Consider the following 15,646-nt stretch of genomic DNA (forward strand, 5'->3'; position numbering starts at 1 on the left):
ACAACCCGAACGAACGAGCCAATAAACGAGCCTCATGAACGACGATAACGCGCTGTTGCGCCGCGAGCGCGGCCTTCTGGTCCTCCTTGGCCTGATCTGCCTCGCGCTCCTGGGCGGCGCACTGTACTTCCAGTATGTCGAGCATCAGGACCCGTGCCCGCTGTGTATTCTGGGGCGCTACTTCCTGATTCTGATCGCGGTCTTTGCCTTTCTCGGCGCGCGCATGACGAGTTGGCGCGGCGTGCGCGTACTCGAAGCGCTCGTGGCGCTTTCGGCGGCAGGCGGCGCGGTCGCGACCGCGAAACTCGTCTGGGTGCAGGCGTTCCCGAACTACAGCTGCGGTTTCGACACGCTGCAGCCCATTGTGGACAGCCTGCCGTTCGCGCACTGGCTGCCCGGCGTGTTCAAGGTGCAAGGCCTTTGCGAAACCACCTATCCGCCGACGCTTGGCCTGACCATGCCGATGTGGTCGCTGCTCGCGTTCGTTATCGCGTTTCTGGCCGTGATCCTGAGTCTGTGGCGCAACCGGCGCCGTCAGGTGTCGTGGCCAGGCATCCGCCGCTGACCGGCTAAAGGGCGCGCTGCGCGTGTTGGAGCTCCGCCGGCTCTTCCGGCTCACCCGCCTCATCCGCCGCCCAGCCTTCGGGCGGCTCGCCCTGTCAGCGCGATTCGAGCATTAGCCTTGCACGGCAGCATCGAATCGCGCACGACTCCCGCATTTTCCCTCCCACACAGGCGCGATCGCCGCACGCAACGCCTGCGCACCGCCACGCGCGCTGTGACGGCGTCATGACCCAAATCACATAACCCCCATCTTGCGGGGGAAATACTTTCCTGCGGCAAGCGGTGCTATCTTCGGAACTGGATGGCGATCTACGTGCGCGAGGCCGGTGTTGGCGCGCCCCTCTCGTAACGCGCGCCTGATCCGCAATGTCCCCGGGTTCACCATGACAACGCAAACCATCCGCTTCCTCCACCGAGGCACCGTGCACGAAGTGCGCGACCTGCCTCCGACGCGCACGGTGCTTCAGCACCTGCGCGAGGATTTGCGCGCCTGCGGCACCAAGGAAGGCTGCGCGGAGGGCGACTGCGGCGCCTGTACCGTCGTCGTGGGCGAACTCGACGGCGAAGGCCACCTCACGCTCAAGGCCGTCAACGCCTGCATTCAGTTCCTGCCTACCCTCGACGGCCGCGCGCTCTACACCGTCGAAGATCTGCGCCAGCCGGGTGGCGCACTGCACCCGGCCCAGCAGGCAATGGTCGATTGCCACGGCTCGCAGTGCGGTTTCTGCACACCGGGCTTCGTCATGTCCTTGTGGGCGCTCTACGAGAATCAGCCTGCCGGCGCAGGCCTGCCGACCCGCGAGGAGATCAACGAGGCGCTCTCGGGCAATCTGTGCCGCTGCACCGGCTACCGGCCGATCATCGAAGCCGCGCTGCGCATGTTCGACGAAACCTGTCACCCGCGCGTGGCGCTCGATCGCACTCGCGTCGAAGCACAGTTGCGCGCCTTGCAACGTACCGGCACGTTCGAATATCACGGCCCCGATGTGCGGGGCGCCGCGCACGGCGAAAGCACGTTTTACGCGCCGCACACGCTCGAAGCCTTCGCAGCGCTGCGTGCCGCGCATCCTGAAGCGCGCGTGCTCGCGGGCAGCACCGATGTCGGCCTGTGGGTCACAAAACAGTTCCGCGACCTGGGCGACCTTATCTACACCGGCAACGTCGCGGAAATGACGGCCGTTTCGCGCGACGCCCAGACGCTCACGATCGGCGCTGCCGTCCCGCTCGAAGAAGCCTACGCGGCGCTCGCCATCGACTTTCCGGAACTCGCGGAGCTGTGGGCGCGTTTCGCCTCACTGCCCATTCGCAACGCGGGGACGCTAGGCGGCAACGTCGCGAACGGCTCGCCGATCGGCGACTCGATGCCCGCGCTGCTCGCGCTCGACGCCACACTCGTGCTGCGCCGCGCGGCGCGCCTGCGCACGCTGCCGCTCGCGGCGTTCTACACGGGCTATCAGAAGAACGCGCTCGAAGCCGGCGAATTCGTCGAAGCGATCCGCGTGCCGCGCCCCGCGCCGACCCTGCGCTTTCGCACCTACAAGGTCTCGAAGCGCTACGACCAGGACATTTCGGCGGTGTGCGCCGCGTTCGCACTCGACGTGCGCGAGGACGGCACACTCGCGAGCGCGCGCATCGCCTATGGCGGCATGGCCGCGATCCCGCAACGCGCCGCGCTCGCCGAGGCCGGACTCATCGGCGCACGCTGGGACGAAATCAGCGTTCAGCGCGCGATGGATGCGCTCGCCACCGACTATCAGCCGCTCACGGACATGCGCGCGAGCGGCGCGTATCGTCTGAAGGTCGCGCGTAACCTGCTGTGGCGCTGCTGGCTCGAAACGCGCGACGACGCGCCGCTCGCACTGTGCGATGTCAACGCGTTCGCCTTCGCCGACGGCGACGACGATGGCGAGGAAAACGCAGCCGCCGGAGCCACGCCATGAACGATCAAGCCGAACCGCTCGTCATGCGCCAGGAGCCGCGCTATGAGCACGCCCACGAACGTGCGCTCGGCGCGCCGCTGCCGCACGAATCGGCGGATGCCCACGTGAGCGGCGAGGCGCGCTATACCGACGACATCCCCGAGCTGCACGGCACCGTGCACGCGGCGCTCGGCCTCGCGCGCCATGCACACGCGCGCATCGTCGCGCTCGATCTGGAACGCGTGCGCTCGTCGCCGGGCGTGCTTGCGGTGCTGACAGCCGCCGATATCCCTGGCGAGAACGACTGCGGCCCGGTCGTGCACGATGACCCGGTGCTCGCGAGCGACGTCGTGCAGTACCTCGGGCAGCCCGTGTTCGCGGTGATTGCCACGAGCCACGAACTCGCGCGCCGCGCGGCTGCGCTCGCTGCAAGCGATGAAGTCGTTCGTTACGAGCCGCTGGAGCCGGTTCTCAGCATCGAGGAAGCGCGCAAGCGCCAGCATTACGTGCTGCCGCCGCTGCGTCTCGTGCGCGGCGCGCCCGATGCAGCGCTCGCCGCGGCGCCGCATCGCCTCGCCGGCACGTTCGCCGTCGGCGGCCAGGAACAGTTCTATCTCGAAGGCCAGGTGGCCTACGCGCTGCCGCAAGAGCAAACGGGCATGCTCGTCTACAGCTCGACGCAGCACCCGAGCGAGATGCAGCAGGTCGTCGCGCATCTGCTCGGCTGGCCCGCGCACCGTGTGATCTGCGAATGCCGGCGCATGGGCGGCGGTTTCGGCGGCAAGGAATCGCAGTCGGCGCTGTTCGCTTGCGTCGCCGCGCTCGCGGCGCACAAGCTGCAGCGACCCGTGAAGCTGCGCGCGGATCGCGACGACGATTTCATGATCACAGGCAAGCGCCACGACGCGCTCTACACGTATGAGGCGGGCTACGACGACGCAGGACGGCTCCTCGGCGCACGCGTGGAAATTGCGCTGCGCGCGGGCTATTCCGCCGATCTTTCGGGCGCGGTCGCCACGCGCGCGGTTTGTCACTTCGACAACGCCTACTATCTTTCGGACGTCGAAATCGTCGCGCTCTGCTGCAAGACGAACACGCAGTCCAATACGGCATTTCGCGGCTTCGGCGGCCCGCAGGGCGCGCTCGTGATGGAGGTGATGCTCGACGAAATCGCCAGATCGCTAGGCCGCGATCCGCTCGATGTGCGGCTTGCGAACTACTACGGCATTGGCGAGCGCGACGTCACGCCATACGGCCAGCGTGTGGAAGACAACGTGCTCGTGCCGCTGACCGATGAACTGCTCGCGTCGAGCCGCTATCGCGAGCGCCGCGCTGCCATCGCCGCCTACAACCGCACGAGCCCCGTGCTCAAGCGCGGTATTGCGCTCACGCCGGTCAAGTTCGGCATCTCGTTCAACGTGCCGCATCTGAACCAGGCGGGTGCGCTCGTGCATGTGTACCGCGACGGCTCCGTGCTCGTGAACCACGGCGGCACCGAGATGGGCCAGGGGCTCAACACCAAGGTCGCGCAGGTCGTGGCGGGCACGCTCGGTTTGCCGCTCGCGCGCGTGCGCGTGAGCGCCGCCGATACGTCGAAAGTGGCCAATACGTCGGCCACGGCAGCCTCCACCGGCAGCGACCTCAACGGCAAGGCCGCCGAGGACGCGGCGCTCACGATCCGCGCGCGCCTCGCGGCGTTTGCGGCGGCACAATACGGCGGCGCGCCCGAAAACGTCGCGTTCGAAGATAGTATGGTGCGTGCGAACGCCAAAGCGATCGCTTTTGCTGAATTCGTCGAACTCGCGTATATGAAGCGCGTGCAACTGTGGTCCGATGGCTTCTACGCCACGCCCAAAGTGCATTGGGATGCGCGCACGCTCACCGGTCATCCGTTCTACTACTTCGCCTATGGCGCGGCGGTATCGGAAGTGGTCGTCGATACGCTCACCGGCGAATGGAAGCTCGTGCGTGCCGACGTGCTGCACGACGCGGGCCAGTCGATCAATCCGGCAATCGATCTCGGCCAGGTGGAAGGCGGTTTCATCCAGGGCATGGGCTGGCTCACGACCGAGGAGCTTTGGTGGAACCGCGACGGGCGGCTCATGACGCACGCACCGTCCACGTACAAGATCCCGGCTGTGAGCGACACGCCAGACGCGTTCAACGTGAGGCTCTATCGGAGCGGCGGCAACGACAACGTCGAACCGACCGTGTTTCGCTCGAAGGCCGTGGGCGAACCGCCCCTGCTTCTGCCGTTCTCGGTCTTTCTCGCGATTCGCGACGCCGTGGGCGCGGCGGTGCCCGAGGCGCGCGAGGCCGCGCCGCTACGCGCGCCCGCGACGCCTGAAGCGATTCTCGACGCGCTGGACGCGCTGCGAGTGAGCGAACCGGCGGCGCTTCATACGCTCCAACCGTGAGGCGCGCCAGAAGCGAGGCCACGAAGATTAACCGGCGGCACAGGCAATAACGTGCCGCCACGTAGGGAGAACCGCCAGATGCAAGCATGGCTTTCCGATCTGCAGCAACTGCTCGCGCACGGCGACGCCGCCGTGCTGGTGACCGTTGCGCGCGTCGAGGGATCGGCGCCGCGCGAGGCCGGCACGAAGATGATCGTCACGCGCGAAGCGGCCCGCCACACCATCGGCGGCGGCCACCTCGAATGGAAGGCCATCGAAATCGCGCGCCAGGTGCTGCGCGACGGCATGCGCACGCCGCACGCGCGGCGACTCGAGCGGCTCGCACTCGGGCCGAGCCTCGGCCAGTGCTGCGGCGGCGCCGTGGTGCTCGCGTTCGAGCGCCTCGATGTGGCCGACCTCGGCTGGCTCGCCACGCTTGCGCGGCGCCTCGCGGCCGGCACGTCGACCGTGCGTAGCGTATCATTCCGCTCCTCGCGGAACGGGAGCCCTGAAGGAGAAGGCACCGCAGCCGATCCGGCCATGCTTTCCGAGCCGGAGCCAGGCGTGGAAGCACCCGACTGCCTGCTTTGGGAAACGGGCGGTGCGCTGCTCCTCACCGAGACGATTGCGCCGAACGACTTTCCCGTCGTGCTGTTCGGCGCGGGCCATGTGGGCGCGGCGCTCGTGCGCGTGCTCGGCACGCTGCCTTGCCGCGTGCTGTGGGTGGACGAACGCGACGCCGCGTTTCCTACGCCCGAGGCATTCGCGCTGCTGAACGCGCCCAACGTCGCGATCGACGCCAATGACGCGCCCGACGAAGCCATCGACACCGCCCCGCCCGGCACGAGCTTCATCGTGATGACGCACGATCATTCGCGCGACCTCGATCTCGCCGAGCGCATCCTGCGCCGCGGCGACTTCGTGTTCTTCGGCATGATCGGCTCGCACACGAAGCGCAAGCAGTTCGAGCACCGGCTCGCCGCGCGCGGCATAGACCCCATGCAGATCGCGCGCATGAACTGCCCGCTCGGCGTGGACGGCATTGTCGACAAGTCGCCCGAAGTCATCGCAGTCTCGGCCGCCGCGCAACTGCTGCAGGCCATCGAGGCTGCGAAGCTGGCGAGCGCGGCACATGCCCCCGCAACCCATTCCGCGTGATGTCAAACACTGAAGAACCCATAAGCGAATCGAACCGAACATGACGATCACGACCACCGCCAACACCGCCGCTAGCGCTAAGGCACTCGTCGAAAAGGCCGCCAACGCGCCGAAGGCGGAGCTGCACATCCATATCGAAGGCTCGCTCGAACCCGAGCTGATCTTCGCGCTCGCGCAACGCAACAACGTGAAGCTCGCGTACGACTCGATCGACGCGCTGCGCGCCGCCTACGCGTTCACCGACCTGCAGTCGTTCCTCGACATCTATTACGCAGGCGCGAGCGTGCTGCTCACGGAGCAGGACTTCTACGACATGACGATGGCGTACTGCGAGCGCGCGCTCGCCGACAATGTCGTGCACACCGAAATATTCTTCGATCCGCAAACGCACACCGAACGCGGCGTGCCGATCGAAACCGTGGTGGCGGGCATCGACCGCGCGCTCGCCGACGCCGAAAAGCGCGGCCTCACGAGCAAGCTGATCCTGTGCTTCCTGCGCCACCTGAGCGAAGCCGATGCGCTCGCCACCTTCGAAGCCGCGCGGCCGCTTTTTGAGCGCTATACGCGCCTGATCGGCGTGGGCCTCGACTCGTCCGAGCGCGGCCATCCGCCCTCGAAGTTCGAACGCGTGTTCCAGAAAGCGCGTGCGATGGGCCTGAAGCTCGTCGCGCACGCGGGCGAGGAAGGCCCGCCTTCGTACATCTACGAAGCGCTCGATCTGCTCAAGGTCGATCGCGTCGATCACGGCGTGCGCAGCATCGAAGATCCTGCGCTCGTCACGCGTCTGGCCGACACGCGCGTGGCGCTGACTGTGTGCCCCCTCTCGAACACCAAACTGTGCGTGTTCGACGACATGACGCAGCACACGCTCAAGGCCCTGCTCGACAAAGGCGTCGCGGTGACCGTCAACTCCGACGATCCCGCCTACTTCGGCGGCTACGTCAACGAGAACTACCGCGCCATCATCGAAGCGCTCAAGCTCGACGACGACGAGGTGTACACGATCCTGCGAAACGGCTTCGAGGCTTCGTTCGTGACGCCCGAAGAGCGCGCCGCGCTAATCGCGAAACTCGACGCGAACTGGCATCGCGCAACGGCTTAAAGCGCGAACAAAAACGCGGACTCGTCCGCACAGCAGGCCCCAGCCCGGGCTGTCACACGAATCCGGTCCAGCGCGCGAGCGCCGGACCGTGGGCCCTCTCGTGTGCCCTTCTGGCATGGGACCAGAGTAAGCGCTGAAGCGCTAACTCTGGTCGACATGCGTTTTCAGGAGCGGCACGCGTCATGCGGGGCATGCATTGGACGAATACCTGAATTTATCGGAGACGAAGTTCCCATGACTCAATCGGCTTACCGCGCAAAACTGTTGACGTTCACCGGCGACCCCGCGCAATCGTCCGACGCCGCTGTCTTTGACGAAGACGGCGTCGTAATCGTCGAAGACGGCCACGTGCTCGCCTCGGGCGCGTGGTCCGCGCTCAAGTCGCGCGTAAGCGACGGCGCGACGGTTCACGATCTGCGCGACAAGCTGATCGTGCCGGGCTTCATCGACACGCACATCCACTATCCGCAGACGGACATGATCGCGTCGCCCGCGCCGGGTCTGCTGCCATGGCTGAACACCTACACATTCCCGACCGAGCGCGGCTTCGAAAACGAAACGGTGGCGCAGGACACGGCGCGCTTTTTCGTCGATGAACTGCTAGCCTGCGGCACGACCACGGCGCTCGTGTATTGCACAGTGCACAAGCAGTCCGCCGATGCGCTCTTCACCGCGAGCGAAGCGAAGAACCTGCGCATGGTCGCGGGCAAGGTGCTGATGGACCGCCATTGCCCCGAGTTCCTGCGCGACACGCCGCAAACGGGCTACGACGACAGCGCCGAGCTGATAGAGCGCTGGCACAACCGCGGTCGCCAGATGTACGCGCTCACGCCGCGCTTCGCGCCCACCTCGACCGAAGCGCAGCTCGAAGCCTGCGGCGCGCTCGCGAAGGTGCATGGCGACATCTTTATCCAGAGCCACGTGGCGGAAAACCCCGACGAGGTGAAGTGGGTCAAGGAACTGTTCCCGGGCCATCGCAGCTACCTCGACGTTTACGATCACTACGGACTCCTGCGCAAGCGCGCGGTATATGGCCACTGCATCTGGCTCGACGACGAGGACCGCCGCCGCATGGCGCACACGGGCACGGTCGCCGCGCACTGCCCGACCTCGAACCTGTTCCTCGGCAGCGGCCTGTTCGACTTCGACAAGGCGGGCGAATCGTCGATGCCCGTCACGCTCGCTACCGACGTGGGCGGCGGCACCTCGTTCTCGATGCTGCAAACGATGAACGAAGCGCACAAGGTCGCGCGCATGGGCGGCCACCACCTCACGGCCACGCGCATGTTCTGGCTCGCGACAGCGGGTGCTGCGCAGGCGCTCGATCTCGCCGACAAGATCGGCACGCTCGCGCCCGGCAGCGAAGCGGACTTCGTCGTGCTCGATGCGCAGGCCACGCCGCTGCTCGCGCGGCGCACGGCACGCGCCGAATCGCTGGAAGAACTGTTGTTCGCGCTCGCCCTGCTCGGCGACGACCGCGCGGTTTTCGAGACCTACGCGGCGGGCAAACGCGTGCACAGCCGCGACGGCGCGCACCGCTGACAGCCCCGCCCGGCGCGGATTGCAGGAAACGCCGCATGTTATAATCCGCGCCTCATTGGGGAGTAGCCGCCTCGCGTCGCGCCGCAGCGCCGGTCTTCGGACCCCGGGCTTGCCGCGCGCGAATTCGCGGGGGCGTCCGTCAACAGACTTGGCCTGCACGGCCATGGCGGACGCAGCCTTTATCCCGGGCCTGGCGAGACCGATGACCCATGACCGCCGCGACAGGGCCCGGCGCTTCGTGGGTCGTCGCTCGCACACATCACGGCCCGAGGATCCATCACAACGTGAACCAAGCTTTTCTGGTCTCCACCGGAGCGGTCGCGCTCGCCGAAATCGGCGACAAGACGCAGTTGCTCTCGCTCGTGCTCGCGGCGCGCTACCGCAAGCCCGTGCCGATCATTCTCGGCGTACTGGTCGCCACACTCGTCAACCACTCGGGCGCAGGCGCGCTCGGCACGTGGCTCGGCGCGCTCGTCACGCCAGGGGTGATGCGCTGGGCGCTCGCCGCCTCATTCGTCGCCATGGGACTGTGGATTCTCGTGCCGGACAAGCTCGAAGAAGGCGCAGCGAACGTGAACCGCTCGCAGCTCGGCGTGTTCGGCGCGACCGTCGTGACCTTCTTTCTCGCCGAGATGGGCGACAAGACGCAGATCGCGACCGTCGCGCTCGCCGCGCGCTTTCACGACTTCCTCGGCGTGGTGGCCGGCACGACGCTCGGCATGATGATCGCGAACGTGCCCGCGATCCTGCTCGGCGACCGCTTCGCCCACAAGCTGCCGACGAAGCTCGTGCATGCCATCGCGGCGGTGCTGTTTGTCGTGCTCGGCGTGCTCGCGATTCTGGGTGTGGGGTTCTGACGTGCCTATTTTGCGGCCGCGCCGGCGCCGCCCTGCTCCGCACCTGCCGGAGCCGCGCCGGTTTCGTTCGGCGCACCGCCGCTCTTGCCTAGCGGAATCTTGACCTCCGTCACCGTGCCGTTGGCCAGCGGGAAATTCCCCAGCGCGCTCTGCACGAGAAAAGGCATCACGCGCACGAGCGAGGGATCGTCTCCCGACGTCCGCGCCTGCACGTTATAGACCTCCTTGCCGCTCGCCCTTTCGGTGATGCGAATGCCGAGCGCATGCGAATACACCGGATACGTCTGGTTCACGTAGGCGGGCTGATACGGTCCCCATGCGCCCCACGGGTTCCACGGCCCCCAGTACGGGCCCGGCCACGGGTTGTAGAACACGGGCTGCGCAACCGTCACCGTGTCCGTGCGGCTGCCGTACGCGAGGCCCACGAGATAATGCGCCTGCGGTTCGGCCACGAGACGGAAAGCGTGCATCGCGAGCCCGTTGGCGACGAACTGCTCGTAGGTGCTCTGCTCGATGCTCTGGCTCTGCTCAGGACTGCGTGTGAACGCAAAGGTGCGCGTGGCGTCGCCGCCGCCGTCCCATGCGGAGAAAGCGGTCACCTGGCTCGTCACGTAAGTCGTGCAGCCGGAGAGCGTGAGTGCGAGCGCCGCCAGCATCAGGAGGGCGCGGCGGGTCCATCTGTCGTGCGTCATGGTCTTCTCGTAGCAGTGTTGCTTCAGTTGGAAAAGTGCAGTCGTGGGGGCCGCTCTCTCCGGTACGAACTTTGCGCCGCGCTTATTCCGTGCTGGTTCCATGCCCGAACCGTGCGCGCTCGACGCCGGCCGTGTCTTGTTTTGAGGTCCGCTTTATGGTCGGCTTGCCGCGCGGCAGGGCCTGATCATACTGACTCGCGGCGGGGCGCGAAAGTTCGGGGGCCAAGCCCTGACGGACAAAGCGGCCCGAGCCTTTGTACAATGGGGCGAACCGCCGTGCTCACGCGACGGCAGGCAGCGCCCGACGGGCGCCCACGCCGCCGCGGCCGGCCAGTCCGATCCACACGATCGATCCACACCGATCCGACACGCCCCTATCCAGACCATGTCCGATACCGCCACGCCCACCGTGATCCGCCGCGAAGACTACGCGCCGCCCGCGTTTCTGATCGATACCGTCGACCTCGAATTCGACCTTGCGCCCGAGCGCACGGTCGTCAAGAGCACGTTGCGCGTGCGTCGCAATCCCGACGCGCAACCCACCGCGCATCTCGAACTCATGGGCGAGCAGCTCGAGTTCATCGGCGCGGCCATCGACGGCAAACCGTACGCGAACGTGCGCGCGCACGAGCACGGCCTCACGGTCGAGAACGTGCCCGATGCTTTCGAGCTCACGCTCACCGGCGCGTGCGACCCGGCCGCCAACACCACGCTCTCGGGCCTTTACGTCTCGAGCGGCAACTTCTTCACGCAGTGCGAGGCTGAAGGCTTTCGCCGCATCACCTGGTTCCTCGACCGCCCCGACGTGATGTCGACCTACACGGTCACGCTGCGCGCCGACAAGCTCGCCTACCCGGTACTGCTCTCGAATGGCAACCTGATCGCGCAAGGCGACCTGGCCGACAGCCGTCACTATGCGAAATGGGAAGACCCGTTCCGCAAGCCGAGCTATCTGTTCGCGCTCGTGGCGGGCAAGCTCGTGGCGCTGGAAGAACGCATCCAGAGCGGCTCGGGCAAGGAAAAGCTGCTGCAGGTGTGGGTCGAGCCGCACGATCTCGACAAGACGCGCCACGCAATGGACTCGCTCATCCACTCGATCCACTGGGACGAGCAGCGCTTTGGCCTCGAACTCGATCTCGACCGCTTCATGATCGTCGCCGTGAGCGACTTCAACATGGGCGCGATGGAGAACAAGGGGCTCAACATCTTCAATACGAAGTACGTGCTCGCGAATCCCGAAACAGCCACCGATGTCGATTTCGCGAACATCGAAGCCGTGGTCGGCCACGAGTACTTTCACAACTGGACCGGCAACCGCGTGACCTGCCGCGACTGGTTCCAGCTGAGCCTGAAGGAAGGCCTCACGGTGTTCCGCGACCAGGAATTCTCGGCTGCGATGTCGCGCGGCGACGAAAACGAAGCGGCGCGCGCGACCAAGCGTATCGAGGACGTGCGCGTGCTGCGCCAGATGCAGTTCGCCGAGGACGCGGGCCCGATGGCGCACCCGGTGCGGCCGGAGAGCTACGTCGAGATCAACAACTTCTACACGATGACCGTCTACGAGAAAGGCGCGGAAGTCGTGCGGATGTATCAAACGCTGCTCGGCCGCGACGGATTCCGCAAGGGCATGGACCTGTACTTCCAGCGCCACGATGGCCAGGCCGTGACCTGCGACGACTTCCGCCACGCGATGGCCGACGCCAATGGCCGCGACCTCGCGCAGTTCGAACGCTGGTACAGCCAGGCGGGTACGCCGCGCGTGAGCGTGACGACGAGCTACGACGAAGGCACGCGCTGCTACAGCGTGACGCTCACGCAGGGCTACGCCAACGGCTCGCCCGCCGCGCGCGAAACGCAAAAGGGCCCGCTGCACATTCCGTTTGCGATTGGCCTGATCGGCCCGGACGGCGCGGACCTGCCACTGCGCCTCGAAGGCGAAGCCACCGCGCACGGCACGACGCGCGTGCTGGAGCTGACCGACACGCAGCAGACCTTCACGTTCGCCGATGTGATGGCCAAGCCCCTGCCCTCGCTGCTGCGCAACTTCTCGGCGCCGGTCATCGTCGACTACGACTATGGCAACGACGAACTCGCTTTCCTGCTCGCGCACGACAGCGACGCGTTCAACCGCTGGGAAGCGGGCCAGCGCCTCGCCACTCGCGAACTGCTCGCGCTTGCCGCTCGCGCCGCCGCGGGCCAGCCGCTCGCGATCAACACCGCGCTCGTCGATGCATTCCGCCGCGTGCTGACCGACGAATCGCTCTCGCCGTCGTTCCGCGAGCTTGCGCTCATGCTGCCTTCGGAAACCTATCTTGCCGAGCAGATGGCCGAATCCGATCCGGCCGCCGTGCACGCGGCGCGCCAGTTCGTGCGCAAGCAACTGGCAGCCGCGCTCAAAGGCGAATGGCTCGCGGCCTACGAGCGCAATGTCACGCCGGGCGCGTACGAGCCGACGCCCGAGGCGGCCGGGCACCGCGGGTTGAAGAACCTTGCGCTCTCGTATCTCTCTGAACTCGAAGATGCCGCGCAAGCTGTGCGGCTTGCCACGGCGCAATACGAGGCTGCGAACAATATGACCGATCGTTCGGCGGCGCTTTCGGCGCTGTTGAACGTGCAGGCGGCCACCGGCGGCGACGTCGCGCGCAAGGCGCTCGAAGACTTCTACGTGCGCTTCGAGAAGGAACCGCTCGTCATCGACAAGTGGTTCGCGCTGCAGGCCACGCAACGGGGCACGGCGCAACGCCCGACCATCGAGACGGTGCGCGCGCTCATGGGTCACCCGGCGTTCAACATCAAGAATCCGAACCGCGCCCGCTCGCTGATCTTCAGCTTCTGCGCCGCAAACCCCGCGCAGTTCCACGCCGCCGACGGCTCGGGCTATGCGTTCTGGGCCGACCAGGTGATCGCGCTTGACGCGCTCAATCCGCAGGTCGCGGCGCGCCTCGCCCGCAATCTCGAACTGTGGCGCCGCTTCACGCCCGCGCTGCGTGACGCGATGCGCGCTGCGTTGGAGCGCGTCGCCGCAGAGGCCAAATCGCGCGACGTGCGCGAGATCGTCGAAAAAGCGCTGGCTTGATCAGACGAAAAGACGGGAAACGCGCGGCGCGTGAGCCGCGCCGCGCGGCAACCCACGAACCGGCCCTTCGGCCGGTTTTTTTGTGCATTTTTTCGTGATTATTTTTGGCGGCGCGACCCCACCCGCCACCGCGCGAAAAGCCGCACCAGCAAGCCTGGCCGCGCCCTGGCGCTTTATTTTGCGCGGCTGTGCGGCGGGCGGTCACAGTCGAGCGGGTAGAATTGCGCTATTCCCAAGCGTATCCGGAGTACTGCAATGGCATTGCAACGTCGCACCACCCTCACCAAGTACCTGATCGAGCAGCAGCGCGAGCACAGCAACCTGCCCGCCGATCTGCGTCTTTTGATCGAAGTCGTCGCGCGCGCGTGCAAGGCGATCAGCTTCAACGTCAGCAAGGGCGCGCTCGGCGACGCGCTCGGCACGGCCGGCAGCGAGAACGTCCAGGGCGAAGTGCAGAAGAACCTCGACATCCTCTCGAACGAAATCCTGCTCGACGCCAACGAATGGGGCGGCAACCTCGCCGCGATGGCCTCGGAGGAAATGGAAACGTTCTTCCCGATCCCGGCCAACTATCCGAAGGGCGAATACCTGCTGGTGTTCGATCCTCTCGACGGCTCGTCGAACATCGACGTGAACGTATCGATCGGCACGATCTTCTCGGTGCTGCGCTGCCCGGACGGCCAGCAGCCGACCGAAGAATCGTTCCTGCAGCCCGGAACGAAGCAGGTCGCCGCGGGCTACGCCGTGTACGGCCCGCAAACGGTGCTCGTGCTCACGACCGGCAACGGCGTGAACTGTTTCACACTCGACCGCGAACTGGGCTCGTGGGTGCTCACGCAGAGCAACATGCGCATTCCGGAAGAAACGCGCGAATACGCGATCAATGCATCGAACGCTCGCCACTGGTATGAGCCGGTGCAGAAGTACATCGGCGAGTTGAACGCCGGCAAGGATGGCGCGCGCGGCGAGAACTTCAACATGCGCTGGATCGCCTCGATGGTCGCCGACGTGCACCGTATCCTGAACCGCGGCGGCATCTTCATGTACCCGGCCGACAAGCGCGACCCGTCGAAACCCGGCAAGCTGCGCCTGATGTACGAAGCGAACCCGATGTCGTTCATCGTCGAGCAGGCGGGCGGCATGGCGACCAACGGCGAGGAGCGCATTCTCGACATTCAGCCGACGAGCCTGCATGAGCGCGTCGCCGTGTTCCTCGGCTCGAAGAACGAGGTCGAGCGCGTCACGCGCTACCACCACGAAGCAAAAAATTGAAAAAAGATGAGGAAAGGGCTTGCATAGTTCGAGGCAACTTCCTATAATCTTTCTTCTCTGATTCACGCCGGAATAGCTCAGACGGTAGAGCAGCGCATTCGTAATGCGAAGGTCGGGGGTTCGATTCCTCTTTCCGGCACCAGAATTCAAGCAAAAAGCCCAGTCTTCGGACTGGGCTTTTTGCTTTGTGCTTTCTGCGGCCATGTAGGCACTGTGTCGGCAAATTCGGGCAACACGGCCCGCTCCCAGGCAGGCACTTCGGCGTCATGGTTCGCCCAGTGCGGAATTCTTCGCGCGCCGGGTGGTCTCCACCGCCTCAAAGCGGCTTTGCCACGCATCAACTATGCCGTCCACGCTGGAGGCTGGTGCGCGCACCACCACAACCCCGTTTTCTCTCGCTCGTTCGTGTACAGGGCAATGGCCTCACGCGGCACCTCGGCCAGCAACACAGGCGGCGTTCGCGCCGGGCTGGCAAACAGCATGGCGAACCAGCAGGCCATGGCGCGGTCGAGCTTCCAGCTATAACCGGTTCGCGCCAGCGCCGCCGCCACGCCAGACGTGCCACGCCGGACGCTCACAGTTTCCCAGATGAAATCCGGCAGCGCAAACGCGGCATACCCGAACATCGCCGCCAGGCTGCGTCGCGTCCCGGCTGCTTCGATCACATAACCGTGGTCGTGTTCCCATGGGCTCTCCAGATACACGCGAAACGCGGGCCGGGGCACCTTTGCATCCCACATCGCGACGGCCACCGCGCCGCGCTTCGCATTGCCAAGTGCTCCAAACAGGTCAAAGGCGAGCGTCCGGATCGCCAGAGAAGGCGGGTTTTTGACATACTTCACCGCCCAAGGGTCCGCGAACTGCAGTACAGCCTACATCGTGTACTGCAACCGGATTGGCTTATCGCGTGGCATGGGGTTCGCCTCGCGCGGGATCGACACCGCAGCAGTGAGTGAGGGAAAAACGTTACTGCGGCGCTTGGTCTGCTGCAATGGGGTGCAGCAGCGCCGCCCGATGATGGACGGCATGGGCGGCGCATGTTCTCTCGATTTAAAATATTGTTGCTGA

Annotated in this window: 11 protein-coding genes, 1 tRNA gene and 1 riboswitch; of the genes, 10 read left to right on the top strand and 2 right to left on the bottom strand. The window is 66.0% G+C overall.

Translation table 11 applies throughout. From position 1 onward, the window contains the following. The first annotated feature begins 34 nt into the window (after positions 1–34). From L0U83_RS10230 to L0U83_RS10260, 7 genes are all read left to right on the top strand, one after another. The gene (locus tag L0U83_RS10230; RefSeq protein ID WP_233882405.1) at positions 35–565 is read left to right on the top strand and encodes a disulfide bond formation protein B; all 531 of its coding nucleotides are present in this window, start codon (positions 35–37) and stop codon (positions 563–565) included. 382 nt (positions 566–947) lie between these two features. Continuing rightward, entirely contained in the window at positions 948–2,504 is a 1,557-nt protein-coding gene (xdhA, locus tag L0U83_RS10235; RefSeq protein ID WP_233882406.1) for a xanthine dehydrogenase small subunit, read from the top strand. A gap of 23 nt (positions 2,505–2,527) precedes the next feature. Then, positions 2,528–4,900 carry a xanthine dehydrogenase molybdopterin binding subunit gene (xdhB, locus tag L0U83_RS10240; protein WP_233883860.1) on the top strand — a complete coding sequence of 791 codons (2,373 nt, stop codon included), beginning with the start codon at positions 2,528–2,530 and terminating at the stop codon, positions 4,898–4,900. A 78-nt stretch (positions 4,901–4,978) separates the two neighbouring features. Beyond that, positions 4,979–6,037 carry a xanthine dehydrogenase accessory protein XdhC gene (gene xdhC / locus L0U83_RS10245; RefSeq protein WP_233882407.1) on the top strand — a complete coding sequence of 353 codons (1,059 nt, stop codon included), beginning with the start codon at positions 4,979–4,981 and terminating at the stop codon, positions 6,035–6,037. A gap of 40 nt (positions 6,038–6,077) precedes the next feature. Then, a complete protein-coding gene (locus L0U83_RS10250) occupies positions 6,078–7,139 on the top strand; it encodes an adenosine deaminase (RefSeq protein ID WP_233882408.1) in 1,062 nt (353 codons plus the stop codon). A gap of 234 nt (positions 7,140–7,373) precedes the next feature. Further along, positions 7,374–8,681 carry a guanine deaminase gene (gene guaD, locus L0U83_RS10255; protein ID WP_233882409.1) on the top strand — a complete coding sequence of 436 codons (1,308 nt, stop codon included), beginning with the start codon at positions 7,374–7,376 and terminating at the stop codon, positions 8,679–8,681. 34 nt (positions 8,682–8,715) lie between these two features. Beyond that, positions 8,716–8,873, top strand: a riboswitch (yybP-ykoY riboswitch). A gap of 92 nt (positions 8,874–8,965) precedes the next feature. After that, positions 8,966–9,538 carry a TMEM165/GDT1 family protein gene (locus tag L0U83_RS10260; RefSeq protein ID WP_233882410.1) on the top strand — a complete coding sequence of 191 codons (573 nt, stop codon included), beginning with the start codon at positions 8,966–8,968 and terminating at the stop codon, positions 9,536–9,538. Between the two features lie 5 nt (positions 9,539–9,543). Here L0U83_RS10260 and L0U83_RS10265 read toward each other — a convergent pair whose 3' ends face one another. Further along, positions 9,544–10,230: a DUF4136 domain-containing protein gene (locus tag L0U83_RS10265; RefSeq protein ID WP_233882411.1), complete on the bottom strand. Its 687-nt coding sequence runs from the start codon at positions 10,228–10,230 to the stop codon at positions 9,544–9,546. A gap of 385 nt (positions 10,231–10,615) precedes the next feature. Here L0U83_RS10265 and pepN point away from each other — a divergent pair, with 385 nt between their 5' ends. The 3 genes from pepN to L0U83_RS10280 all read left to right on the top strand — a co-directional run bounded on the left by pepN (position 10,616) and on the right by L0U83_RS10280 (position 14,720). Further along, the gene (pepN, locus tag L0U83_RS10270) at positions 10,616–13,306 is read left to right on the top strand and encodes an aminopeptidase N (protein WP_233882412.1); all 2,691 of its coding nucleotides are present in this window, start codon (positions 10,616–10,618) and stop codon (positions 13,304–13,306) included. 255 nt (positions 13,307–13,561) lie between these two features. Beyond that, positions 13,562–14,578, top strand: a complete 1,017-nt coding sequence (locus tag L0U83_RS10275; protein WP_233882413.1) for a class 1 fructose-bisphosphatase — start codon at positions 13,562–13,564, stop codon at positions 14,576–14,578. A gap of 66 nt (positions 14,579–14,644) precedes the next feature. Further along, positions 14,645–14,720: transfer RNA gene (locus L0U83_RS10280), tRNA-Thr, on the top strand. A 199-nt stretch (positions 14,721–14,919) separates the two neighbouring features. Here L0U83_RS10280 and L0U83_RS10285 read toward each other — a convergent pair. Next, positions 14,920–15,420: a hypothetical protein gene (locus L0U83_RS10285; protein WP_233882414.1), complete on the bottom strand. Its 501-nt coding sequence runs from the start codon at positions 15,418–15,420 to the stop codon at positions 14,920–14,922. Between the last annotated feature and the right edge of the window lie 226 nt (positions 15,421–15,646).

The sequence above is a fragment of the Paraburkholderia flagellata genome, from assembly GCF_021390645.1.
GTDB lineage: Bacteria > Pseudomonadota > Gammaproteobacteria > Burkholderiales > Burkholderiaceae > Paraburkholderia > Paraburkholderia flagellata.